Source organism: Brevibacterium sp. HMSC07C04, assembly GCF_001815905.1.
Lineage (GTDB): Bacteria > Actinomycetota > Actinomycetes > Actinomycetales > Brevibacteriaceae > Brevibacterium.
The window spans coordinates 12,720-36,807 of sequence record NZ_KV823277.1 but is presented as its reverse complement, the minus strand read 5'-3'; the positions used below and the strand labels follow the sequence as shown (position 1 = coordinate 36,807).

General features: G+C 62.4%; 20 protein-coding genes. 3 read left to right on the top strand and 17 right to left on the bottom strand.

What is annotated here, in order from left to right:
• Positions 1–52 precede the first annotated feature (52 nt).
• Positions 53–1,750: an RNA polymerase sigma factor gene (locus tag HMPREF3162_RS08770; protein WP_070777622.1), complete on the bottom strand. Its 1,698-nt coding sequence runs from the start codon at positions 1,748–1,750 to the stop codon at positions 53–55.
• A 186-nt stretch (positions 1,751–1,936) separates the two neighbouring features.
• A complete protein-coding gene (locus HMPREF3162_RS11815; protein WP_070777621.1) occupies positions 1,937–3,019 on the bottom strand; it encodes a DUF4192 family protein in 1,083 nt (360 codons plus the stop codon).
• A gap of 117 nt (positions 3,020–3,136) precedes the next feature.
• Here HMPREF3162_RS11815 and HMPREF3162_RS11810 point away from each other — a divergent pair, with 117 nt between their 5' ends.
• The 3 genes from HMPREF3162_RS11810 to HMPREF3162_RS08750 all read left to right on the top strand — a co-directional run bounded on the left by HMPREF3162_RS11810 (position 3,137) and on the right by HMPREF3162_RS08750 (position 7,004).
• Positions 3,137–3,940 (top strand): spermidine synthase, encoded by an 804-nt coding sequence (locus HMPREF3162_RS11810; protein ID WP_070572338.1) that lies wholly within the window; start codon positions 3,137–3,139, stop codon positions 3,938–3,940.
• 71 nt (positions 3,941–4,011) lie between these two features.
• On the top strand, positions 4,012–6,210 hold the full coding sequence (locus HMPREF3162_RS08755) for a HelD family protein (protein WP_083318965.1): 2,199 nt from the start codon (positions 4,012–4,014) through the stop codon (positions 6,208–6,210).
• A 98-nt stretch (positions 6,211–6,308) separates the two neighbouring features.
• The gene (locus HMPREF3162_RS08750; protein WP_141759576.1) at positions 6,309–7,004 is read left to right on the top strand and encodes an 8-oxoguanine DNA glycosylase OGG fold protein; all 696 of its coding nucleotides are present in this window, start codon (positions 6,309–6,311) and stop codon (positions 7,002–7,004) included.
• 140 nt (positions 7,005–7,144) lie between these two features.
• Here HMPREF3162_RS08750 and nrdR read toward each other — a convergent pair whose 3' ends face one another.
• The 15 genes from nrdR to murD all read right to left on the bottom strand — a co-directional run bounded on the left by nrdR (position 7,145) and on the right by murD (position 24,082).
• The gene (nrdR, locus tag HMPREF3162_RS08745) at positions 7,145–7,618 is read right to left on the bottom strand and encodes a transcriptional regulator NrdR (protein WP_070777618.1); all 474 of its coding nucleotides are present in this window, start codon (positions 7,616–7,618) and stop codon (positions 7,145–7,147) included.
• Positions 7,618–8,931, bottom strand: coding sequence for a histidinol dehydrogenase (gene hisD / locus HMPREF3162_RS08740; RefSeq protein WP_141759575.1), 1,314 nt, complete (start codon positions 8,929–8,931; stop codon positions 7,618–7,620). Before hisD ends, nrdR begins: the two co-directional genes overlap by 1 nt.
• An 80-nt stretch (positions 8,932–9,011) precedes the next feature.
• Positions 9,012–12,518 (bottom strand): DNA polymerase III subunit alpha, encoded by a 3,507-nt coding sequence (dnaE, locus tag HMPREF3162_RS08735; RefSeq protein WP_070777623.1) that lies wholly within the window; start codon positions 12,516–12,518, stop codon positions 9,012–9,014.
• 58 nt (positions 12,519–12,576) lie between these two features.
• Complete coding sequence (locus tag HMPREF3162_RS08730; protein ID WP_070777617.1) at positions 12,577–13,509, bottom strand: RluA family pseudouridine synthase; 933 nt, start codon at positions 13,507–13,509, stop codon at positions 12,577–12,579.
• Positions 13,502–14,005 carry a signal peptidase II gene (locus HMPREF3162_RS08725; protein WP_083304015.1) on the bottom strand — a complete coding sequence of 168 codons (504 nt, stop codon included), beginning with the start codon at positions 14,003–14,005 and terminating at the stop codon, positions 13,502–13,504. The genes HMPREF3162_RS08730 and HMPREF3162_RS08725 overlap by 8 nt, the downstream gene beginning before the upstream one ends.
• An 82-nt stretch (positions 14,006–14,087) precedes the next feature.
• The gene (locus tag HMPREF3162_RS08720; protein ID WP_070572328.1) at positions 14,088–14,801 is read right to left on the bottom strand and encodes a DivIVA domain-containing protein; all 714 of its coding nucleotides are present in this window, start codon (positions 14,799–14,801) and stop codon (positions 14,088–14,090) included.
• 153 nt (positions 14,802–14,954) lie between these two features.
• The gene (locus HMPREF3162_RS08715; protein ID WP_083304014.1) at positions 14,955–15,254 is read right to left on the bottom strand and encodes a YggT family protein; all 300 of its coding nucleotides are present in this window, start codon (positions 15,252–15,254) and stop codon (positions 14,955–14,957) included.
• A 73-nt stretch (positions 15,255–15,327) separates the two neighbouring features.
• The gene (locus HMPREF3162_RS08710) at positions 15,328–15,819 is read right to left on the bottom strand and encodes a cell division protein SepF (RefSeq protein ID WP_070572326.1); all 492 of its coding nucleotides are present in this window, start codon (positions 15,817–15,819) and stop codon (positions 15,328–15,330) included.
• A gap of 75 nt (positions 15,820–15,894) precedes the next feature.
• On the bottom strand, positions 15,895–16,599 hold the full coding sequence (locus HMPREF3162_RS08705) for a purine nucleoside phosphorylase YfiH/LACC1 family protein (protein ID WP_226829352.1): 705 nt from the start codon (positions 16,597–16,599) through the stop codon (positions 15,895–15,897).
• Positions 16,600–16,651: 52 nt separating this feature from the next.
• Positions 16,652–17,824 carry a cell division protein FtsZ gene (ftsZ, locus tag HMPREF3162_RS08700; RefSeq protein WP_070572323.1) on the bottom strand — a complete coding sequence of 391 codons (1,173 nt, stop codon included), beginning with the start codon at positions 17,822–17,824 and terminating at the stop codon, positions 16,652–16,654.
• Positions 17,825–17,926: 102 nt separating this feature from the next.
• Positions 17,927–18,691, bottom strand: coding sequence for a cell division protein FtsQ/DivIB (locus HMPREF3162_RS08695; RefSeq protein WP_141750114.1), 765 nt, complete (start codon positions 18,689–18,691; stop codon positions 17,927–17,929).
• Entirely contained in the window at positions 18,688–20,079 is a 1,392-nt protein-coding gene (gene murC, locus HMPREF3162_RS08690; RefSeq protein WP_070572319.1) for a UDP-N-acetylmuramate--L-alanine ligase, read from the bottom strand. The genes HMPREF3162_RS08695 and murC overlap by 4 nt, the downstream gene beginning before the upstream one ends.
• Entirely contained in the window at positions 20,080–21,237 is a 1,158-nt protein-coding gene (locus HMPREF3162_RS08685) for a UDP-N-acetylglucosamine--N-acetylmuramyl-(pentapeptide) pyrophosphoryl-undecaprenol N-acetylglucosamine transferase (RefSeq protein WP_070572317.1), read from the bottom strand.
• 2 nt (positions 21,238–21,239) lie between these two features.
• Positions 21,240–22,493: a putative lipid II flippase FtsW gene (gene ftsW / locus HMPREF3162_RS08680; RefSeq protein WP_070777616.1), complete on the bottom strand. Its 1,254-nt coding sequence runs from the start codon at positions 22,491–22,493 to the stop codon at positions 21,240–21,242.
• The gene (gene murD / locus HMPREF3162_RS08675; protein WP_226829354.1) at positions 22,490–24,082 is read right to left on the bottom strand and encodes a UDP-N-acetylmuramoyl-L-alanine--D-glutamate ligase; all 1,593 of its coding nucleotides are present in this window, start codon (positions 24,080–24,082) and stop codon (positions 22,490–22,492) included. Before murD ends, ftsW begins: the two co-directional genes overlap by 4 nt.
• Positions 24,083–24,088 lie beyond the last annotated feature (6 nt).

Here is a 24,088-nt window from a genome sequence, read left to right as displayed (position 1 = left end):
TCGGCCCCGTCTGACGGGGCCGAGCCTCATGTTTCAGCGGCAGGGCTGCAGATCAGTCAAGGTAGTCGCGCAGCACCTGAGAGCGCGAGGGATGGCGCAGTTTGGCCATGGTCTTCGATTCGATCTGGCGGATGCGCTCGCGGGTCACGCCGTAGACCTTGCCGATTTCGTCAAGCGTCTTCGGCTGGCCGTCGTTGAGCCCGAATCGCATGGAGACAACACCGGCTTCGCGTTCTGACAGGGTGTCGAGAACCGAATGGAGCTGTTCCTGCAGCAGGGTGAAGCTCACAGAGTCCGCCGGCACAACAGCTTCGGAATCTTCAATGAGGTCACCGAACTCAGAATCGCCGTCTTCGCCCAGCGGGGTGTGCAGTGAAATGGGTTCGCGGCCGTACTTCTGCACTTCGACGACGCGTTCGGGCGTCATGTCGAGTTCCTTGGCGAGCTCTTCCGGGGTCGGTTCGCGGCCCAGGTCCTGCAGCATCTGACGCTGCACGCGGGCGAGCTTGTTGATGACTTCGACCATGTGCACAGGGATGCGGATGGTGCGCGCCTGGTCGGCCATGGCACGGGTGATCGCCTGGCGGATCCACCACGTGGCGTAGGTCGAGAACTTGAAGCCCTTCGTGTAGTCGAACTTCTCAACCGCGCGGATCAGACCGAGGTTGCCTTCCTGAATGAGGTCGAGGAAGAGCATGCCGCGGCCGGTGTAGCGTTTGGCCAGCGAAACAACCAGGCGGAGGTTGGCTTCGAGCAGGTGGTTCTTCGCAATGCGGCCGTCGTGGATGATCCACTTGTAGTCGCGCTGGTCGCGAGCTTCTTTGACTTCTCCGCTGTTGAGCAGGTGCTCGGCGTACATGCCTGCTTCAATGCGCTTGGCCAGATCGACTTCCTCCGCTGCGTTGAGCAGTGCCACACGGCCGATCTGTTTGAGGTAGTCCTTGACCGGGTCGGCTGTTGCGCCCGCGCTGACGACCTGCACTGTGGGCTGGTCGTCGTCATCAGCATCCGACACGACGAAGCCGCCTGCTTCTTTGACTTCTTCGTCTTTCTTCTCTTCTTCGGCGTTGCGGGTTTCCGTCGATTCGGCGTCGTCGGCTTCTTCCGGTTCCTCCGGGCTCTCGGGATTCTCCGGGCTTTCGACGTCTTCTACGAGGTCGTCGTCCTTCTTCTTGCGGGTCGGCTTTTCTGCCGCAGCCGCTGCAGCCGGCTTCTTGGCGGCTGTCTTCTTCGCGGTTGTCTTCTTAGGAGCTTCTTCGCCTTCTACAGCTTCCGCTGCCGCGGATTTCTTAGCCGCGGCGGATTTGGCTGCCGTGGCCTTCTTCGTCGTGGTGGATTTGGCCGCAGTTGCAGACTTCTTGGCGGTGCTCGACTTGGCCGCGGTTGTCTTCTTCGTCGTCGTAGACTTCGCAGCGGTGGACTTCGCGGACGTCGTCTTCTTCGCAGCGGTCGTGGACTTAGCAGTCGTCGTCTTCTTCGCAGCACTCGTTTTGGCGGCCGCGGTGGACTTGGCGGCGGTTGTCTTCTTCGCAGCAGTCGCAGACTTCTTGGCAGTGCTCGACTTTGCGGCTGTCTTCTTCGCAGCGGTGGACTTCGCGGCGGCAGCCTTTGTTCCCGTCGCCTTCGACTTCGCTGTCGTTGCGGTGCTCTTTTCAGCGGTGGTCTTGGACGCGGGCTTCTTCGCCGTCGTCTTCTTTGCAGCCGAGTCGTCTGCGCTGGTCTTCGTGGAGTCCTTGGATGCGGTCGGCACGGTTCACCTTTCACTGCGTCTGCGGTGCCCTGAGTCTTCATGGCACTAGTAAGACCCAAGTCAAGTCTTCACATTCGGCTTGCCGCTTCTTGCACAGGCGGCGACCGGTTAGTGAGACCTGCCGGGTCAACGCTTTATCTTCTCACGGTATTCCGCTCAGACCCAATCGGCCCCACCACGTGCCTCTTATCGCAGCCATCCGGGAAGCACTGCCTGTTCGGCCGCCGCTGCCTGAAGTCGAGCCAGGGAGTGTTCCGGATCCAGGTGAAGAGCCGCCGAAGCGTAGTAGTCCGAGAACGACAGGCGCCCCCTCACCCATTCCAACCAGGCAAGAACTGCGAGTGCATCCGGCAGCGCTCCGCTCGAGGCATAAGCCGCAATTGTCTTCATGAGTTCACACCCCAGCTCAAGCCGACTCATATCGGGAAGAGCTTCGCTGTAGCCTACACACTCGTTCATGTACTCAGGCCGGACAAACTCTTCAAGCAGCATTCTCTCCGTGTGCTCATCACATTCTTCTGGCAGTTCGGCAGGCTGCAGACCGGGGTTTTGAAACGCCATGAGGAGCATAAGCAGATCGCGCCGCCGCGGATTGGCGAGCATGACATCGGCGGCATTGAGTGCTTGCGGCGACAGCGCACCCGCACACACGTTTGGCGGGGCACCACCCATGTGCAGGTGTTCGGCTTGTGCCAGGGAATCGGCCAGAGCCGCGAAGGCTGCGGCCGGCGTTCCGAGGAGTTCTTTCACCCGTACGATTTCAGAATCCGGCGTGGGCAGCGCTGCCGCTTCTGCCAAGCCCGCCGGCCGAGTCTTTTCTCCCCTGCACCGGTGCGCGTTCCGTGGCGAGGCGAAATCCCCGCAGAGATCGGCAGCAGCCCAGACGGGACGCCCCACGTCGAAGCCGGAGTCAGCAAGCTGATCGCACACCGCGTAGATGCCATCCCGGTGCACCTTCCACGACTGTGCTTCTATAGGCCCGGCGAAGCCCAGAATGTCGTGGAGGTCGGAGCAGAAAACGGCCGGGAGCACGGTTTTCACGTCACCGAGACCTCGAACGAGGTCCAGCACATCGCCGGCAGCCCCATCGGCGAAGCCCATGGCGACTGCTGTGCTGTAGTCGATGCGGAGTACGCCCAAGCCGGGGCCTTCACCGGCACCGGGGTCCATAATGCCCAGCAGGACCAGTGAGTTCTCCGGCCTGTAGCCCAGCGTGTCAACCGCGGTTTCAACAATGTCTTCTGGTGTTCTGATGGTGATCTTCTTCATGCGAGAAGTGTTTTCCCGGAACGTCCGAGCTGCCAACACGCTCTCGTGGACTGTGGAAAGCAGCCTGGTTGTGCACAAGCCGGAGAACCCGAGTGAGGTCCTTCCTAGACTGGCAGCATGGGCAGACAACGACGAACCGCTGAGCGCGAGCGCGAAGTTCACATCGATACGGGCACGGCTGTCCTCGAGCCCGTCGCCGGCGAACCCGATTCCTTTGTCCTGTGGATCAACGGGGTGCCTTCGTCCTGCATCGCGCTCTCTGACCCCCTGCGATTGGATTTCGAATACCTCGATTGGATGTCCAGAATCATCCGCGTGCGCCACGATGACGCCGACGGCCGCGGAACACCCCTCCGGGCGGTCCACATCGGCGCCGGCGGGTGCAGTCTTCCCCGCTGGATTGATGCCCACTGCCCCGGATCGAGGCAGACCGCCATCGACATCGACGCGACCCTGCTGAAATACGTCCGCGAGTGGTTTGATCTGCCGAAGAAGCCGCGGCTGGCTCTTCGCGCAGGTGACGGCGCACTCGAAATCCGGTCGTTCCGCCCCAGCAGCCTCGACGTGCTCGTCCGCGACGCCTTTGCCGGGAGCATAACTCCCCCGCCGTTGGCGACACGGGATTTCTTCGACCAGTGCGCACACGTTCTGGCGCCCAGCGGGACCTTCCTGGTCAACATTGCGGCAGCTCCACCTCATGAGCGGCTCAAAGACGAACTGCGGCTGCTGCAGCAATCATTTGCCTATGTCGGCATGGCAATCGATCCGGGCAATATGCGCGGTCGCCGCTACGGCAACGCCGTCGCAATAGCCGCACACACCCCGCCCGAACCCGGCACTGTGGCCCGCGCACTGCGCGGAGGGCCGGCAATTGCCCGCGTCTTGGAGGGAACACAGCTGACAGCTTTCACCGGCCGCTGAAACCCACTACCCCCAGTGCGCGTACGCGGGCGAAGCCACGGCATAATTGAATGCCGATCGGAGGGAGAAGGGTGCAGGAAGACAGCGAAATCCAGCGGGAGCAGACATATGTCTCTCGCGTCTACGATCGCCTGGACAGCCTGCGCGAAGAAGCGCGCAGCAAACTCAGCACCGTTCGCGCATCCAAGGTCGGCGGCAACCACCAGAACCGCTCCGAACGCGATGCCTTCGCCACCATGTACGAAGACCAGCTGCTGCGGCTGCGCGAAGCCGAAACCGGCCTGTGCTTCGGGCGGCTCGACATGGCTGAGAACAAGACCACCTACATCGGGCGGATCGGCATTTCCGACTCCGACCAGAGCCAGCTGCTCATGGACTGGCGAGCACCGGCCTCCGAACCGTTCTACCGGGCTACCGCGGCCAACCCCGCAGGTGTCATCCGCAGGAGGCACATCGCCACCCGCGGGCGCGCCGTCATCGGACTGGAGGACGACGTCCTCGACATCGACGGACTGACAGCCGCCGAACGCGATGACCTGCACGGCGAGGGGGCACTCATGGCCGCGCTCGAAAGCCACCGCACGGGGCGCATGGGCGACATCGTGGCCACAATTCAGGCTGAGCAGGACCAGATCATTCGCCGCCCGGCGGACGAAACGGTGGTCGTCCAAGGCGGCCCCGGCACCGGCAAGACCGCTGTCGCCCTGCACCGGGCCGCCTACCTTCTGTACCGGCAGCGCACCAAGATCGCCGGTTCCGGCGTGCTCATCGTCGGCCCCACACCCGTGTTCCTCAAATACATTGAAAAGGTGCTGCCGAGCCTCGGCGAAACCGGCGCTGTTCTTCTCACCCCGGGCCAACTGCTGCCGGGCTTTGAAGCCCAACTGCATGACGGCCCGAAGACCGCCGCGGTCAAGGGCAGTCTGCGGATGGTCGATGTCATCAAAAGGGCTGTCCGCGGCTACGAGAGGGTTCCGGCAGAAGACCAAGAACTCGCCGTCGGCTTTCAGCGCGTCACCCTCAAGCGCAAGTCCGTGCGCCAGGCCATCAAGCGGGCCCAGCGTTCGGGCAAGCCCCACAACGAAGCACGCGACGCCTTTGCCCAGCAGATCCTCGACGAACTCGTCGAACAGCTTCTGCAGAGTTCACCCCTGTCGGGGATGGATGATCCGCGCGGCCACCACATGGCCGATCTGCGCATGTCAGCGGATGTGCGCCGGGCCATCAACCTGTGTTGGCTGCCCGTCAGTGCCGGCCGCGTGCTGAGCGATCTGTACACGAAGCCGGCAAAGCTCGTAGCCGCCGCCGACGGACTGCTGTCGTATGAGGAAATGGCTCGCCTGCGCCGCGGCAAAGACGAGCCCATAACGGTGGAGGACATTCCGCTGCTCGACGAGCTCGAGGAGCTGCTGGGCTCAGCTGCCGCTCGCCCGCGTGCAGGTGCAGAAACGGAATACGCGCAGGCGGTCAACGACATGATGGGCACTTCGGACTTCGTGTCAGCCGAACTGCTTGCCCAGCGCTTTGCCGACGGCGGCGATCACCGTCCCCTGGCGGAACGGGCAGCCGAAGACCGTGAGTGGACGTACGGGCATCTGGTAGTCGACGAAGCCCAAGAGCTCAGCCCCATGCAGCTGCGGCTGCTGTTCAGGCGAGTGCCGAGCAAATCTGCCACGATCGTCGGCGACCTCGCCCAGGCCAGTCTGACGGACACGGCGCGCACGTGGGAGGGTGTTCTCGCTCCCCACGTGGGATCGCGCCTGTCGCTGACCGAACTGACAGTGTCCTATCGCACTCCCGCGGCAATTCTGGAACCGGCAAATGCGCTTCTGCGCACGCACTTCCCCAACCTCGAAGTGCCGACACCGGTTCGCGATGGTGACGCTGCGCCCACGGTTGCTCGACTGTCTTCTGACGAGGTGCCCTCAACTGCCGCTGTTTGGGCGGCTGAGCAGCTGCGTGAGCTCGGAGGGGGCCGGGCCGCGGTCATCGGCACGGCAGCCCAGCTGCGCGAAGCGGCACGGACTTTGGACGCCGACGGCTCCCAGTTCGGCATCGGCACGTCCGGCATTGACTTTCCCGTCGCACTGCTGCAGCCCCACCAGGCGAAGGGCCTGGAATTCGATGCGGTTGCCCTCGTCGAACCGGCGGATTTCGCAGCTGCGGGCGATTCGGCTGCCGTCGGCGATCTCTACGTGGCACTCACGCGTGCCACAGCGCGCCTCGGAGTATTTGAAAGTCGGGATTCGCTCGTCACCGCCTGGCTGTAGGAACAGCGGGCAGAACCAGCCGGTGCAGACCGCTGTGGTCTCGCTGTGTCAGTGCCTTCTGCAAGAGTGTTGGCACGAGCAGCAGAAACGAGGCCATCATGTCATTTCCATCACCTGTGGAACTCTGCCGCGAACTGGGTTCTCCCCACGGCAGCGAATCCACCGACGCCATTGAATTCTGTCCTCAGCACTTCGCCCGGTGGTGGCCGCAGGACTGCCCTCTGCCCACTGTGCTGCACTCCGACGGCTGGAACAGCAGAGCGCGCATTACACGCGGTCAGCTGTTTGCGCTCGGCCGCAGGGCCAGCACAGCCGAAGACGCTGTGAAGTTCTTCGCCGCGACAGCCGCCTACGGCAGCGGCACACAGGCACGCAGCGTCTACCGGGCGTGCCGTGCACCGGCAGTAAGCGGTTTCGGCGAAGTTCTTGCCGATCTGATCGATCGCGGGCGCGGGCTCACAGCCGCCGAATCCTTTGCGCTGTGGCACAGTGCGGTGCCGTTCGTCGGACCTTCGACTTTCACCAAGCTCGCCTATTTCTCTCAACCGGAATGGTCTTTGGAAACAGCCGACAAGCCCATGATCCTCGACGGCCGGATACTGCGCGCCCTCAACTGTGCCGGGGCTGCGATCTCGTCGCGCCTCTACAGCGAATACCTCGACCTTCTGGCTATGACCGCTGCCCTGGCGGGCTGGTCTGAATCCGCCGTTGAAAGACGGTGGACGCACATGGGCCTGAAGCTGTTGGGTACGCCGACTTCCCACACAGCCTGCGCACCGGCCCTGCTTTTGTAGAGGCTGGTCAGGCGCTGTCTGAATGCAAGGAGAATAGAAACAGGCGGCACCGGCTTCCCCTCCGATGCCGCCTGTTGCGACCACACTTAAGTGTGTGCCTCTATTTTAAGCACAGTGGCTGCCCAGTGTGCAAATCGCCATCAGAGTTCTTTGTCCGCTGTCCGTTCGTCGCGTTCTGCACGCAGCGATTCAATAGCGTCTTCAAAGTCTTCAAGGCTTTCAAAGCCCTGGTACACACTGGCAAACCGCAGGTATGCCACCTGATCGAGCTCACGCAGCGGAGCCAGAATGGTCAGCCCCACTTCGTCCGCATCGATTTCGGCTACACCGCGAGCGCGAATGGCTTCTTCGACGGTCTGGGCGAGCTTGGCCAGATCGTCTTCTTCAACAGGACGCCCTTGGCAGGCCTTGCGCACGCCCGAGATCACTTTGGAGCGAGAGAACTCCTCGGTCACGCCCGAACGTTTGATGACCGACAGGCTGGTGGCTTCCATCGTGGTGAAGCGGCGCCCGCAGGCGGTGCACTGCCTGCGTCTGCGGATCGACGCGCCGTCTTCGGCAGTGCGCGAATCCACAACGCGCGAATCTGCGTTGCGACAGAAAGGACAGTGCATCAGTCCTCCATGCGAATCTGCACGGCAGCGCCGTGCGCGGGAAGGTCTTCCACTGCGCTGAACGCACTGATGTGACCGGCGACGGCCTTCAGCGCTTCTTTCGAGTAGCTGATCACCTGACTGCCCTTCATAAACGACATAGTGCCCAAAGCGGAAGCAAAAGCAGCCGAACCGACGGTGGGAAGCACATGGTTCGAACCGGAACAGTAGTCCCCCAGTGCCACGGGCGAATAGTCGCCGATGAACACCGAACCGCCGTTGACGATCCCGCGGGCTGCTTCTTCGGCGTTGTCTCCGTGGACTTCAACGTGCTCGCCCGCATAGGCATTCGCTACGGCGATCGCATCGTCCTGTGAGGAAACCAGAATGGTGCCGGACTGTTCGCCTCTGAGTGCCTGCTCAACGCGCTCGCGGTGCGGAGTCTGCGCTGTCTGTTCAGCCAGGGCCAGATCAACTGCATCGGCAATGTCTTCGCTGTCGGTCACCAGAACAGACGCGGCGAGAGGATCGTGCTCAGCTTGACTCAGCAGGTCTGCGGCTGCAAACTCGGGGCGCGAACCGCTCAGCGCCACCACAATGATCTCGGTGGGACCGGCAACAGCGTCAATGCCCACAACATCCCGGACTTCTGCCTTGGCGGCAGCCACAAAAGCATTGCCCGGACCCGTGATGAGGTCCACCGGCTCGAGGTCTTCGCCATCGGAGAATCCGTAGGCGAAAGCACCGATTGCCTGTGCGCCGCCCATCGCCCACACTTCGGAAACCCCAAGCAGATGAGCGGCCGCCATAACCGTGCGGTTTGGCAGACCGTCCGGGCCGGGCGGTGAGGCAATGGCCATCGACTTCACGCCCGCGGTCAAAGCGGGCACCGCGTTCATCAGGACTGTTGACGGATAGGCGGCCAGGCCGCCGGGAACATAGAGGCCCACCCGCTCAACCGGCTGCCACCTGCTGGTGACGGTGCCGCCGTGGGCAAAGGTCTGGGTGCTGTCCGACGGCAGCTGTCCTTCTGACACGCGGGCCAGACGCGTGCGCGCTTCTCCCAGAGCCTCTTCGACGTCCGCCGGAAGTTGGTCGTAGGCCTTCTTCAGTTCGGCCTCGGGAACACGTACGTTCTCCAGCTTCACACCGTCAAAACGATGGGTGAGGTCAACAACTGCTTCACGCCCGCGCTCACGCACATCGGCAAGCACCTCGGCGGCCGCACCCGCGGCGTGGGAAAAGCCCGCGTGTGCTCGCGGCACCGCGGTGCGGAGGGTACGGCGGTCCATGTCGGTGTTGCGCAGATCGATGCGGCGAAGAAGTTCAGTCACACCGTTAGTCTACGGAGCCCAGCGGAGCAGACTGTGCTGCACCCGCCCGTCCGACAAGGCCGTGCCCCGGCGCGGGCCGGTCAGCCCTGCAGACAGCGCGGGCCCAAGAGGGCTTTGAGGTCACCGAAAAGGCTGGGGCCGCTGGTCACACTGCACGAACTGTCCAAACGCATGAGGGTTGTCCGTCCCGGCTGTTTGACGGCAAGCCGGACCTCGGTGGCTCCCCGGTTTGACCGCAGAATGTCGCCTAGCTGGGTGACCAGCTGTTCGCTCAGCATCGAGTGGGCAACGCTGAGCACCAGCGGGCGGTCTTCGGGATCGGTGACGTCTGGAATCGTCATCGACTGAGCCATGAGTGACGTCGGCCTGTCATCCGACTGACGGACTCGGCCGGTGATCGTCACCACCAGGTCGATTGCCAGCAGTGAGGCAACCGGCTCGTAGACATCGCCGAAGAACATGATTTCCAGGCTCGCCTCAAGGTCCTCCACCGTGACGATGGCATAGGGCTTGCCGGAGTTCTTCGATACTTTGCGCTGCACCTGCGTGATGATGCCGCACACTGTCACACTCGAACCATCGCGCACGTGGCTTTCAGGGTCGAGCAGCTGAACAATCGATGTGTCGGCTTCACTTGCCAACACTCCCTCCAGCCCGTTGAGCGGGTGATCGGACACGTACAGGCCGATCATTTCGCGTTCAAAGGCGAGCTTTTCCTTCTTGTCCCATTCGGGTCTATCGGGCACGGGAACTGAGAACTCCGCCCCCTCGCCTTCGCCCAAACCGGCAAACAGATCGAACTGGCCGACAGCTTCCTGCCGTTTGACTCCGATGACCGAGTCGACGGCCTCTTCGTGGATTTCCACCAGGGCGCGCCGAGTTTCGCCCAGCGAATCAAAGGCACCGGATTTGATGAGCGATTCCACCGTGCGCTTGTTGCACACGTGTGAGGGCACTTTCTCCAGAAAGTCTGAGAACGACCCGAAATCGCCTTTTTCGGCGCGGGCGCTGACAATCCCGTCGACAACGTTGTCGCCCACATTGCGCACCGCACCCATGCCGAAGCGAATATCATCGCCGACCGGGGTGAAGTTCAGCTGCGATTCGTTGACGTCCGGCGGCAGCACGGTGATGTGCATCTTTCGACACTCGTTGAGGTAGAGGGCCAGTTTGTCCTTGTTGTCGGCAACCGAGGTCAGGAGGGCCGCCATGTACTCAGCCGGATAGTGCGCTTTGAGGTAGGCCGTCCAGTAGGACACCAGGCCGTAGGCGGCGGAGTGCGCCTTGTTGAACGCGTAGTCTGAGAACGGCAGCAGAATGTCCCAGAGCGCCTGAGCGGCTTCCTTTGAATAGCCGCGCTCCTTCATACCCCCGAAGAAGCCCTCCTGTTGGGCATCCAGTTCAGCCTTTTTCTTCTTGCCCATTGCGCGGCGCAGAATATCGGCCTGGCCGAGGGAATAGCCTGCGACCTTCTGCGCGATCGCCATGACCTGTTCCTGGTAGATGATCAGGCCGTAGGTTGTGTCGAGAATCTCCGCCAGCGGTTCGGCAAGCTCCGGATGGATGGGTGTGATCGGCTGCAGACCGTTTTTGCGCTTGGCGTAGTTTGTGTGCGAGTCAGCGCCCATCGGGCCCGGTCGGTAGAGCGCCAGGGTTGCCGAAATGTCTTCGAAGTTGTCCGGCCTCATCAGCCTCAGAAGACCCTGCAGTCCCCCGCCGTCGAGCTGAAACACCCCGAGCGTGTCACCGCGGGCCAGCAGCTCATAGGTCGCCTGGTCTTCCAGTTCGAGGGTTTCCAGATCGAGGTCGAAGTCGCGGTTGACCTTGATGTTCTCAATCGCGTCGGAGATGATCGTCAGGTTCCGCAGCCCCAAGAAGTCCATCTTGATCAGCCCGAGGCCTTCGGCCGTCGGATAGTCGAACTGCGTGATGACCTGGCCGTCTTGGATGCGGCGCATGATCGGGATGACGTTGATGATCGGCGCCGAGGACATGATGACACCCGCGGCGTGCACTCCCCACTGCCGTTTCAGGCCTTCCAGGCCCAACGCGGTGTCGAAGACTTCGCGTGCTTCCGGATCGTTTTCGATGAAGGTGCGGAAGTCCCCGGCCTCCCCGTAGCGAGCCGCCTTGGGGTTTTCGATATCGGCCAGGGGAATGTCCTTGGCCATGACCGCCGGCGGCAGTCCCTTTGTCAGCCGCTCCCCCAGCGAGAACGGCTTGCCGAGCACCCGGGCGGAGTCTTTCAGCGCCTGTTTGGTTTTGATGGTTCCGAACGTCACGATCATCGAAACGTATTCGGAGCCGTATTTGCGGGTCACGTATTCAATGACCTCACCGCGCCGACGGTCGTCGAAGTCGACATCGAAGTCGGGCATCGAAACGCGGTCGGGGTTGAGGAAGCGCTCGAAGATCAGACCGTGCTCTAGCGGATTGAGGTCGGTGATGCGCAGGGCGTAGGCGACCATCGACCCAGCGCCGGAACCGCGGCCGGGGCCCACGCGAATGCCGTTGTCCTTCGCCCAGTTGATGAAGTCGGCGACCACGAGGAAGTAGCCCGGGAAGCCCATATTGGCGATGATGTCCAGTTCGTAGTCAGCCTGCTTGCGCACATCGTCGGGTATCCCGTCGGGGAAGCGGTAGTGCAGCCCCTTATCGACTTCCTTGTACAGCCAGGACTCTTCGTCTTCGCCGTCGGGGGTGGGGAACTTCGGCATGAAGTTTGCATCCGTGTCAAAGGACACATCGCACATTTCGGCAATGCGCAGAGTATTGTCGCAGGCTTCCGGCATTTCTTTGAAAAGGGCCCGCATTTCCGCGGCGGACTTCAGGTAATAGCCGGTGCCGGAGAAGGCAAAGCGCGAACCGCCCTGGTCGTAGGTCGGTTCGATGAGCTTCGATCCCGATTGGATGGCCAGGAGCGCTTCGTGAGCTTTGGCGTCCGATTCGTGGGTGTAGTGGAGGTCGTTGGTTGCCACAAGCGGCAGGTCTAGGCGCTTGGCGATTTCCAACAGGTCTTTGGACACGCGCTTTTCAATGCTGAGCCCGTGGTCCATGATTTCGCAGAAGAAGTTCTCTTTGCCGAAGATTTCCTGAAACTCTCCGGCGGCTGCAAGGGCTTCGTCGAACTGGCCGAGGCGCAGGCGCGTCTGCACTTCGCCCGACGGGCAGCCGGTTGTGGCGACAATGCCTTCCGAATGCTGCGCAAGCAGTTCCCGGTCCAAGCGGGGCCATTTGCCGAAAACGGAGTCAAGAGAAGCCAGGGAGGCGGCTTTGAACAGGTTCGACATTCCCCGGTTGTCGCGAGCCCACATCGTCATATGGGTGTACGCGCCTCCGCCGGATACGTCGTCACCGCGCTGGGATTCGTCGGCCCGCCACTTCACTCGGGTTTTGTCATGCCGGGAGGTTCCCGGTGTCACATATGCTTCCAAGCCGATGATCGGCTTGATTCCGTTGGCCACGGCCTGAGAGTAGAAGTCGAAGGCACCGAACAAGTACCCGTGGTCGGTGATTGCAATCGAATCCATTCCGCTGGCTTTGACGGCCTGCATGAGGTCGCCGAGGCGGGCGGCTCCGTCGAGCATCGAGTATTCGGTGTGAACGTGCAGGTGCGAAAAGCTGTCAGCCACGGATCTGCTCTCCTTACTCGCCGGCAGCAGCGCGCAGGTGGTTGAGCGCGTTCTGCAGATCAGCCGGGTACTGAGATTCGAATTCTACGTACTCACCGGACTCGGGGTGCACGAACCCCAGCCGCACGGCGTGCAGCCACTGCCGCTCAAGCCCGAGCCGGTCGGCCAATACGGGATCAGCCCCGTAGGGAAGATCTCCGCAGCACGGGTGCTTCGTGGCGGACATGTGCACGCGAATCTGGTGCGTACGGCCGGTTTCCAAATCGACTTCGAGCAGGCTGGCCGATCGGAATGCTTCCAGCAGGGTGTAGTGGGTGACGGCGTGTTTGCCTTCGGAGCGCACGGCGTAGAGGCCGTCGCGCCGCGGGTGCCGTCCGATAGACGCTTCGATTGTTCCCACCACCGGATCCGGCAGTCCCTGAACAAGTGCGTGGTAGGTCTTGTCGACTTCCCGCTGTTTGAATGCCCGTTTGAGAACGGAGTAGGCATGCTCACCTTTGGCGACAACCATGACTCCCGATGTGCCGACGTCCAGCCGGTGCACGATTCCCTGGCGCTCGGCAGCTCCGCTCGTGGCGATTCTATGGCCGGCCGCGGCAAGCCCCCCGATGACAGTAGGACCCGACCACCCCGCTGCCGCGTGGGCTGCAACGCCGATCGGCTTATCGACCACGATGATGGCAGGATCTTCATAGAGGATCTTCATGCCGGGCACGGGGTCGGCGACGATGCGCAGCGGCTGTTCAGGTTCGGGCATGACGACGTCGACCCGTGCCCCGCCGGCTACGCGCGACGACTTCTGAGCCCGGGTCCCGTCAATGTGGACGCCCCCTTCAGCGGCAATCTGGGCGGCTTTTGACCGCGAGAGCCCCAGAAGCCTCGACAGCGCAGCGTCGATGCGTTCGCCGTCAAGGCCTTCGGGGATGAGGAATGAGCGCTCAGTCATGGTTCTCCTGCGATTGAGCCTGCGAAGCGTCAAGCGGAGTGCCTTTCAGGGCCGCCAGCATGAGGATGACCGCTGCAGCCGTGATCGCTATATCGGCTACATTGCACACAAAGAAGTGCAGGTCGATGAAGTCGACAACCGCGCCGTGGAAGACGCCCGGCGGTCGAAACAGGCGGTCGAAGAGGTTTCCCAGCAGACCGCCTTGAAGGAGTCCCAGCCCCAATGCCCACAGCGGTGAGCTCAGACGGCGAGCAGCCACCACAATCGCAAAGAACACGGCAACGGCAATTGCGGTGAAAATCCACGTGCTTGAGGCCCCGAGCCCGAACGCCGCCCCGGGATTGCGCAGGAAGACAAAGCCGGCAAGGTCGCCGAACACAGCTATCCGCGGCTGGCCTTCGAGAGCTGTGACGGCGATAGCCTTAGTCGCTTGGTCGAGGGCAAAGGCCAAAGCTGCGATGCCTGCCAGCAGCAGGCGTGCGGAGCGTCGAGTCACTGTTCTCCTGGAAGCTGGTCGAATGGACTGGATACAAGCAGAGGCGGCCATCTTCTGATGGCCGCCTCTGTCATATGGGATATCAGAGCGAGTTCGGGTTTCCGCCCACCTTGTTGCCCGAAAGGGTTTCCGGTGCGAGCGTGCCCGAGCTTTCGAGGTCGCGCAGCTGATCCGACAGGTAGCTCTTGAGGCGGGTGCGGTACTGGCGCTCGAAGTTCTGCAGACCGTCGATTTCGCGTTCGAGCGAAGCCTTCTGGCCCTCCAGCTGGCTGAGTGTGTCGTCGCGCTTCTTTTCGGCAGCCGAAAGGATTTCGTGGGACTTCTTTTCGGCTTCGCCGATGATCCTGTCGCGGGTGCGCTCACCTTCAGCAACGTGTTCGTCGTGGACGCGCTGGGCAAGGGCGATCAGGCCGTGAGCGTCCTGGTCTCCGCTGCGCGAGCTGCGTGCGGCGGAAGAGCCGGACGAGCTCGATACGGCGGAGGGAGCTCCAATAGGAGCGGAACCACCGAGTTGTTTGGGATTGAACGGAGCGGTCGCGGAAAGGTCCACCGGAGCGTTGTCGGCCTTGGAGGTTCCAGCCGGGGCAGGCGAGGACGCCTTCTTCGACTCGAGATCTTCGACCTTGGCTTCAGCAGCCGAAAGCTTCTGACGGAGGTCGTCGTTTTCGGTGTACAGACGGCGCAGCTCGACAACGACCTCGTCGAGGAAGTCGTCGACCTCGTCCTGGTCGTAACCTTCACGGAACTTAACGTGCTGGAACCGCTTGTTAACTACGTCTTCAGGCGTAAGCGCCATGAGCCCACCTTTTATCGAGATTACAGTTGCTACATCGATGAACGATTTAGATAACACTTTAGACCACAGCGGGGCGTTTTGTCTTTTCGAATGCCAACTCGTGCTATCGAAAGTGTCGGATTCTGAGAAACAACTGAGTGCGGAAAACCTCGCTCACAGCATGCTGTAACCGAATCGTATTAGGATCCCGGCCACAACCTGCACCGCTATGAAAACGACGATGAAGCCGAGGTCAAGGGCGATTCCGCCCAAGCGCAGCGGGGGAATCACCTTGCGCACCGCCTTCACCGGCGGATCGGTCAGCGTGTAGATGATTTCAGCCGCCGCGAGCATGAAGCCCTGAGGTCGCCAGTCTCGGCTGAAAACCTGGATGAGATCGAGGATCACGCGGGCGATGAGCACGTACACGTACAGGTTGAGCACCATGCCGACGATGATGAATGGATAGCCCACTCTCAGCCCTTTCGAAGGAAGAAGACGACGGATGGTTGTCCCGCCGCCCCCTTAGAGTACCCGGTCGGTTCGCTCAGCTCTGGTTGAAGAAGCTTGCCTGGGAGTCTTCTTCGCCGTCTGCCTCTGCAGTCACTTCAATGTTCTCGGGTGTGAGAAGAAACACCGAGTTCGTGACCTTTTCGATGGATCCGCGCAGGCCGAAGATCAGACCCGCGGAGAAGTCGACGAGCCGCTTGGAGTTTGCTTCGTCCATGGCGGAGAGGTTCATGATGATCGGCACGCCTTCACGGAAAGTGGTGCCGATGATTTTGGCATCGTTGTACGAACGGGGATGAATAGTCTGAATGCGAGACATGGTCGAGGGAGCCGCCGTTTCTACCGGGCGCACGGAGGCGCGGATGGGAGTGACCTGCGCCGGCGCTGGTTCAGGCTCACTCGGAACGATGGTTGGTGTTTCCGGCACCTCTTCTGGCTGTTCAGCACGCACTTCTTCTGGCGCGTAGCCGTCCTCGTAGCCTTCTTCGCCGAAGCCGAAGTAGTTGCCGATCTTCTTAAGAGTAGACACGGGACCTCCTGGTGCCGTCCGGGGGAAGCTCTCTTAACGAAACTACAGCACGAAAGGCGGAAAGATCCCGACCTGCTAGGGCGTGTCGCCGCTTGGTTCAAACCAAGCCACTACTGCGGTGCGCCCCGTGATCTGCTCGCGTCGATAAGAGAAGAGATCGGCAGATTCGTATGTGCACGTCCGCGAAAACTCTGCGATTTCGACACCGGCCTTCGCCAACTGGTGAGCCACACCGCCGGACACGTCAACAGCAGCCGTTCCGACCGCAGACACCGCTCCGGACACCGGGCAAATCTCCATGGCTTCTTCCCGCATACTTTCAGGGACTTCATAGCACCGCGGGCAGATGGACGGACCGATGTATGCGGAGATTCTTTTCGCACCGGCCGCACGCATTTCTTCGGCCGCCTGAACTGCAGCACCGGCGAGCATTCCGCGACGCCCGGCGTGCACAACACCCACATGACCGGTATCCGGCGCAGTGAGTGCAACCGGAACGCAGTCGGCGGTGAGGATTGCCAGGCCAACACCGGGCCGGCCAGTAATCTGTGCGTCCGCCTGCGGTCCGAGGCCTATGTCGTCATCGGTCTGCACGTGGTGCACATCGGCACCGTGAACCTGGCTGACAAAGCTGATCTTGTCAGCCGAAAGAGACAGAACGGCAGCGAGGGCGGAGCGGTTCGCATCAACAAGCGTGTCGTCGTCTCCCACCGAACGGCCCAGGTTGAGCGAATTGAAGCTCCCGAAGCTGTAGCCGCCCCAACGGTCGGTGAAAGCCACGTGAGCTTTCCCCGCCAAACCGCTGTGAACGTGTCTGGCCTGCAGCACGGCGCTACTTCAGGAAGGAGGGAATGTCGAGCGAGTCGCCGCCGAAGTCATCGCGCTCATCCGGCAGTTCCTGTGGGATATCGCTCTTCTGTTCAGCTTCGACCTCCGGGGCTTCCGGGGCCGGGCTGTCTTCGCGCGCAGCCTGCGTGGCCGCAGCCGCCTGCGGTGCGGCAGCTGTCTGTGCTGCGGGAGTTGCCGCAGTCAGCGGCTGGCTTTCGCGTTCAGCCTTGGGCGTTGGGTCAAAGCCTGCGGCGATGACCGTCACGCGGACTTCGTCGCCGAGAGCTGAATCGATGACATTGCCGAAGATGATGTTCGCTTCCGGGTGAGCCGCTTCCTGAACCAGGCGGGCGGCTTCGTTGACTTCGAACAGCCCGAGGTCTTCGCCTCCCTGGACGAGCATGAGCACGCCGTGTGCACCGTCAATGCTGGCTTCCAGAAGCGGCGACGAGATCGCAGCTTCCGACGCTTGAATCGCACGGTCTTCTCCTACGGCAGAGCCGATTCCCATGAGTGCCGTTCCTGCGTCCTGCATAACCGACTTGACGTCAGCGAAGTCGAGGTTGATGTAGCCGGGAGTCGAAATGAGGTCAGTGATCCCCTGAACACCGGAGCGCAGGACTTCGTCTGCTGCGTTGAAGGCTTCGACGATTGTGACGTTTTTGTCGGAAATCGACAGCAGTCGGTCATTCGGAATGACGATGAGGGTGTCGACTTCTTCGCGCAGCGTGGCAATTCCGGCTTCTGCCTGTTCCGAACGGCGGCGCCCCTCAAAGGTGAAGGGCCGTGTGACAACCCCGATCGTCAGCGCACCCAGGCTGCGCGCAATGCGCGCAACGACGGGAGCGGCACCCGTTCCGGTGCCGCCGCCTTCGCCAGCGGTGACGAAGACCATGTCTGCACCCTCGAGCGCCTCCTTGATGGCGTCTTCCGAGTCTTCGGCGGCGCGTTTGCCGATTTCGGGATCGGCACCGGCGCCGAGGCCGCGAGTGAGTTCACGGCCGATTTCGATTTTGGTGTCTGCTTCGGACAGGACGAGGGCCTGGGCATCGGTGTTGATCGCGATGAACTCTACTCCGCGCAGACCGGCGTCGATCATACGCTGTACGGCGTTGACACCACCACCGCCGGTACCGGCAACTTTGATCTCAGCTCCGGAATTGGGGTATTCAGCCAAGTCGATTCCTCTTTCAGCGGTCGATGCCGATAATGGTCTTCGTCAGAACGGTATTAAAGGCGGTATGTGTGTGCAACCACCTGCGCGGTGTGTCTTAGCCGGTCAACCCTGCGAATATGCGTCCTGCGGCACGCGCGCCCACGCCGGCACTTCGTCCGTGGCAGCCGGGACTGCCGTGCTCTGCACGTCGATGGCCGCCGGTTCGTCTTGCATGACCGTTCGCGCAGTTGCGATCTTCGCCTCGACGTCAATCGGCTCGCCCAGGATCACAACGGCCGAGTAGTCCTTGCTGTGCCGTATGACCACGGCTGTCTGCGTGGGGCTCTTAACAGCAACGGCCGCGGTGTGCTCGGCGTTCTCCCCCAGACTGCTGACGAGCTGGGACGCGGTTTCGATGCCGGTCCGGTCGGCCGTTCCGACGTACAGCGGAACTCCCTTGGGCCTGCTGTCGGATTTGCTCAGCACAACCGCTTCGGGGTCGTAGATCTCCCAGCCTTCGGCGCGTTTGACCACAAACGCCGGCTGCCGGTCGTGCACCTTTACGCGCAGTGTGCGCGGACCCGCCGGGCTGATGTCGAAGCTGTGCGCAAGCGGAAACTCTTCGGCGAGTTCGTCTTTGAGCTCTTGGGATCGCAGCTGCGGCAACGGTGTTCCGCCATGCTGATCCAGTACGAAAGAGGCAACATCATCGGCGTTGACGAGCTTCTGGCCCTCAGCTTTGACATCCGTGAGTGCCAGCAGCGGGCTGAACCACGCGGCAGCTGCCAAGGCGAGCACGCCGACGGCTGCGGCGGAGGCCAGCAGCATCCGCCGCAGCCGCAGGGACCTGTGCTCCCTGCGGCGCTCGTCAAGGCTCGAGGTGCTCATCGGCTGCGCAGTGCGTCAAGAATCTCCGGCCCGACGATTGTCACGTCTCCGGCACCGGCGGTGATGACAACGTCACCGGGACGGCATCGCTGTGCAACGAGATCTGCCACCTCGGCAAATGACGGGACAAAAGTGACCTGCTCCTCTGGCAGCGGCACCTCAGCGGCGACGATCGCCCCGGTCACGCCCGGAATCGGATCCTCACGTGCGGGGTAGACGTCCATGACGATGACATCATCTGCCAAGCCCAGAGCCTCACCGAACTCGCGACGGAAATTCTGGGTGCGGCTGTACAGGTGCGGCTGGAAGACGACGCGCACACTGCGTTCAGGGTCGACAACCTGCTTGGCGGCGATGAGGAGATTGTGCAGCTCCGTGGGGTGGTGGGCATAGTCGTCAAACACCCGCACGCCCCTTTCAGTGCCTTTGTGCTCGAACCGGCGCTTGGTGCCGCCGAAGCGCCCCAGCCCCTCCGCGGCCGCGTCGACGTCGAGGCCGAGTTCTGCCACGACCGTCAGCGCAGCTGCTGCATTGCGCGCGTTGTACAGCCCCGGCAGGCTCAGTTCGTACCGGCCTGACCTGCCGCTCGCGGTTTCCAGAACAAAGCTTTGGGACTGGTGGGTGTGTTCGACGTCGACAATCCGGACGTCCGCGTCTGCCGAGGTGCCGTAGGCGATTACGCGGACTCCTCGGCTTCGCGCCAGGTCGGCGATTTCGCGGCTGCCGGCATCGTCGGCACAGGCAATGAGCACCCCGCCGTTCTCTTCGACCCTGTGGGCGAACTGTGCGAACGCCTCCCGGACCTTCTCCCAGCTGCCGTAGTGGTCAAGGTGATCGGCCTCAACATTGGTGACAACTGCGATTTCCGGGCTGTACAGAAGGAACGACCCGTCTGACTCATCGGCTTCGGCAACAAAGGCGTCACCGGTTCCGCTGTGGGCATTTGTGCCCGCAGCCGTCAGCACTCCCCCGATGACAAAGGACGGATCGGCACCACATGCCTGCAACGCCACCGTCGTCATCGAGGTCGTGGTCGTTTTGCCGTGAGTGCCCGCAATCGCAACCGTGCGGTAGCCCTCCATGAGCGCCGCCAGTGCTTCCGACCGGTGGATGATTGGAATTCCCCTGCTGCGGGCCGCCGCCAGTTCAGGGTTGCTTTCGCGAATCGCAGAAGACACGACAACCGTCCCCACACCGTCGACGGCTTCAGCGCTGTGCCCGATGTTGATCTTGGCTCCCTGTGCGCGCAGAGCCGTGACGACGGATGAGTCTTTGGCGTCAGAGCCGGTGACGGAGCAGCCGCGCATCAACATGACGCGGGCAATGCCGGACATCCCCGCTCCGCCGATGCCGACGAAGTGGATGGGCTCGCTGAGGTTGGGCTTCATTCAGCTCTCCTTTGTGTCGCGCTCACGACGGGTCTGGCGTTCGGACGGATAGCCGCGGTCGGGATGTTCTGCACCCGCTGCGGCAAAGATCTTCTCCGTCATCGCTCGATCGGCGCTGACGGGGAAGTCCAGCCCCCGAGCGGCGGCGCTCATCTGTGCAAGCCGGTCGGCGTCGCGCAACAGGGGCAGGACGGTGCTTCGCACACTGTCAGCAGTGAAGTCGGCATTGTCGATGAGCTTCGAGGCTCCGGCATTGACCGAATCAGCCGCGTTGCGCTTCTGTTCTCCGTTGCCGATTGCCAGCGGCACGTAGACCGCTGGAACTTCAGCGACTGTGACTTCTGCTACCGTTCCGGCGCCCGAACGGCACACGATGAGATCCGCGGCAGCGTAGGCGTTCTCCATGCCGTCGACGTATTCGACCACGTGATAGTCGGGGCAGTCCTTCGCCGCTTCCCGCAGCTCATCGGCTTTGCCCGCTCCCGTGATGTGCAGAACCTGAAGGCCGGTGAACTCCGCAGCGGTCTCGGCAAATGCTTCGTTGATCTTCTGCGCCCCGGATGACCCTCCCGTGACAACGAGGGTAGGAAGTTCGGGGTTGATGCCCAGCCGGTCCGCAGCCTGAGCTCGGTGGCCTGCGTCTGTGCGGTCCACCTGAGCGATTTCAATGCGCATGGGCATGCCCACGTGGTCACCGGCCATTGGCGTTGAGGCGAATGTGTAGCCGATGTGCGATGGGTGAGCGTATTTGGCACCGAGCTTGTTGGCCATGCCGGGAACCGCGTTAGCTTCGTGCAGAACAATCGGAATGCCGAGCGATTTGGCAGCCAGGTACGCGGGAGGGCAGACGTAGCCGCCCACTCCGACGACAACGTCGGTTCTGTGCTCCTTGAGCAGATGCCGCACCTGCCGGATGCATGATGCGAACTGGAAGGGAAAACTGAGAGCCTTGGAGTTCAGTCCCCGCGGGAACGGCACCTTCGGAATTGTCTCCAGGCGGTAGCCGGCCTGGGGCACGAGCCGCTTTTCCAAGCCTTCGTCCGTCCCGAGCATGAGGATGTCGGAATCGGGATCTTGAAACCGCAGATCATCGGCAATCGACAGCATCGGGGCAATATGCCCCGTTGTGCCGCCGCCGGCGAAGAGAACGTTGAGCATGATCAGCTCCTCCTTTTAAGGAAGGTCAAAGAGCCCCAGAAACGCGACCGCCGCTCGGCCAAAGCCGCAGCGACCCCGGTTTCTGAACGGGCAAAGGACAGCAGAAGACCCGCGGCTATCAGCGCTGCGAGCATCGACGAGCCCCCATAGGATACAAAGGGCAGAGGTACTCCGATCACCGGCGCAATTCCTGCGACAACCGCGATGTTGACCCCGGCCTGACCGATAAGCCAGGCAAAGACCGCCGCCGAAGCCGTCTGGACGAAAACACTCGTGGTCTGCACCATGAGCCGGTAGATCCCGAAGCCCAGAAGCGCAAACAGGCCGATGACAGCGGCTGCTCCCAGCAGTCCGAGTTCTTCGCCGATGATCGCGAAGATGAAGTCGTTGTGGGCTTCGGGAAGCCAGGACCATTTTTCGCGGCTGGCGCCGAGCCCCACACCCAGCCACCCTCCTGATGCAAGGGCGTAGAGGCCGTGGTCGGACTGCCAGTGGGCGCCGAGCGGATCACCGGCTTCCCCGCGGCTTCCGGAAAGCATGGCCATAACGCGGGTCATGCGGTTTTCGCTCGTCATGACGAAGAACGCGACGGACACGGCTGCTATAGCGGCCAGGCCGAAAATCCAGCGTTTGGGAAGCCCCCCGACGAGCAGTGCGGTGCCCAACACCAGAAAGAGGATCATGACCGTTCCCAGGTCCTGACCCGCGAGGACCAGGACAACCGCAGCACCGGCGAAGAACAGAAAGCCCGCCATGTTCTTAATGGTGAAAGGTCTGCGGACCATGAGCGCCATGTAGCGAGCTGTGAACAGCACCAGAGCGATTTTGACGAACTCGGACGGCTGAATCTGCACGGGGCCGATGCGAATCCAGTTGCGGTTGCCGTTGATGGAAACACCCAGAGGGGTCAGCGGCAGCACCTGCAGGATGAGACTGAGGATCAGAACCACATAGGTCAGGCGGAAGCTGGCCTTCACGGGCGTGAAGGACACTGCAAACATAAGAGCCAGGCCCGAGGCCGCATAGATCGCCTGCCGCAGGAAGACAGAGAACGCCGAAGAGACACTCGCATCCCCGGACGTGACCGATGACGCCGACAGCACCATGAGCAGACCGACGCCGGTCAGCGCCGTGACGGGAATGAGGATCAGGTAGAACGTGGCCGTCTTCCGCGCCAGAAGGCGCTGCCACCTGTCGGACAGCTCGGTGATCTGTGCACGGAAGCCCCGCCGTCGGGAAGGGGCTGCTCCGGTCACGACAGGGCACCTCGCACAGCGTCGGCGAACAGTTCACCGCGCGTTGCGTAGTTGAGGAACTGGTCCATGCTGGCCGAAGCCGGTGCCAAGAGCACCGTGTCGCCTGCAGCGGCGTGCTGCCCGGCCGCGGCGACTGCCCGGTGCATAACATCCGCCCCACGGCTTCGGCTGTCCTCCACAACGTCAGGACCCGACGGCGGAACTACCGTGTAGTTGACATTCGCGGCTTCGAGCGCCCCTATCAGCTCGGCAGAGTCTGCGCCGATGACAACTGCGGTCCGAATCCGGTCGGCAAAGCTCTTAACCAAGTCAGTGAAATCTGCGCCCTTGGCCAGTCCCCCGGCGATCCACACAATCGATTCGCACGCCGCCAGCGATGCGGCAGCGGCATGGGGGTTAGTGGCCTTAGAGTCGTCCACCCAGGTCACACCGTCTGCCTGCGCGACCACTGCGTTGCGGTGGTCACCCACCCGGTGATTGCGCAGACCGTCGCGAACAGCTGCCGGTTCAATGCCGATGCTGCGTGCCAAAGCAGCAGCGGCCAAAGCGTTGAGCACCTGGTGGTCTGCCGGTTTCGCACCGGGCGCTCCAGATGCCTGCGCGACGTCTTCAAGTGAGCCGAGTTCCTGGGCCGCGGTCTGCCGGCGCTGGGCAAAAGCTCGGTCGGCGAGAACGTCCCCGACTACGCCGAGTTCACCCACGCCGGGCGTGTCAAGGCGAAAGCCCACGGCGCGGGCACCTTCAATCACTTCGGCGTCCTCGACGAGTTCGCGCGTTGCGGAATCTTCGCAGCTGTACACGCACGCCAGCTGGACATTGGAGTAGACCTTCGCCTTATCGGCCACGTAGCCGTCCCAGCCGCCGTGCCAGTCGAGGTGGTCATCGGCAAGGTTGAGCACCGCGGCCGAATGGGCTGCCATGGAGAACTGCCAGTGCAGCTGGAAACTCGACAGCTCAATCGCGAGCACTTCGGCACCGGGATCGAGCACCGCCTCCAGCAGCGGAGCGCCGATATTGCCGCACGCCCTGGATTGCAGTCCCTGTGCTTTGAGCATCGAATCGAGCATCGAGGTGGTGGTTGTCTTGCCGTTGGTGCCGGTGACAACAAGCCACGGGGCGCTGTTGGCGCCGCGCACGCGCCAGGCGAGCTCCACCTCGCCGATCACCGGAACACAGTGTTCGGCGGCGTCGACCAGCAGCGGTTGGTCCGGCCGCCAGCCCGGCGAGGTGCACACCAGGTCCGGCAGACGGCCCGAAGCCGTGCGCGGCAGCTTCTCAACATGTTCGGCTCCGCGGCGAATATCGACGTCGAACACCCTGAGAATTGTCTCGTGTTCAGATTCGTCACGCTGTGCATCGGCGTCGACGACGATGACTTCGGCTCCGCGCTCAGCCAGGTGGACAGCCATCGGGTAGCCGGATACCCCAAGCCCTGTCACGCACACGACAATGCCTGCAAGAGACGATTCCGGGCCGTGGATCGCTTCTGGAATGCGGTCTTTGTTCGGGTAGTCCACCGGCTCCGCTCCGGGCGGGCTGATGGCGGGAATGAGCACCGGCTGCTCACCGGCTGCATCGCCAGCGGGCATGACTGC

Coding starts and splice junctions, on each gene's coding strand:
- HMPREF3162_RS11815 (WP_070777621.1), bottom strand. CDS start 3,019: ATGAAGAAGATCACCATCAGAACACCAGAAGACATTGTTGAAACCGCG.
- HMPREF3162_RS11810 (WP_070572338.1), top strand. CDS start 3,137: ATGGGCAGACAACGACGAACCGCTGAGCGCGAGCGCGAAGTTCACATC.
- HMPREF3162_RS08750 (WP_141759576.1), top strand. CDS start 6,309: ATGTCATTTCCATCACCTGTGGAACTCTGCCGCGAACTGGGTTCTCCC.
- nrdR (WP_070777618.1), bottom strand. CDS start 7,618: ATGCACTGTCCTTTCTGTCGCAACGCAGATTCGCGCGTTGTGGATTCG.
- dnaE (WP_070777623.1), bottom strand. CDS start 12,518: ATGCTCGACGGAGCCGCCCGCCTCGGCGACCTCATGCAGGCCGTCAAA.
- HMPREF3162_RS08730 (WP_070777617.1), bottom strand. CDS start 13,509: ATGACTGAGCGCTCATTCCTCATCCCCGAAGGCCTTGACGGCGAACGC.
- HMPREF3162_RS08720 (WP_070572328.1), bottom strand. CDS start 14,801: ATGGCGCTTACGCCTGAAGACGTAGTTAACAAGCGGTTCCAGCACGTT.
- HMPREF3162_RS08695 (WP_141750114.1), bottom strand. CDS start 18,691: ATGAGCACCTCGAGCCTTGACGAGCGCCGCAGGGAGCACAGGTCCCTG.
- murC (WP_070572319.1), bottom strand. CDS start 20,079: ATGAAGCCCAACCTCAGCGAGCCCATCCACTTCGTCGGCATCGGCGGA.
- HMPREF3162_RS08685 (WP_070572317.1), bottom strand. CDS start 21,237: ATGCTCAACGTTCTCTTCGCCGGCGGCGGCACAACGGGGCATATTGCC.
- murD (WP_226829354.1), bottom strand. CDS start 24,082: ATGCCCGCTGGCGATGCAGCCGGTGAGCAGCCGGTGCTCATTCCCGCC.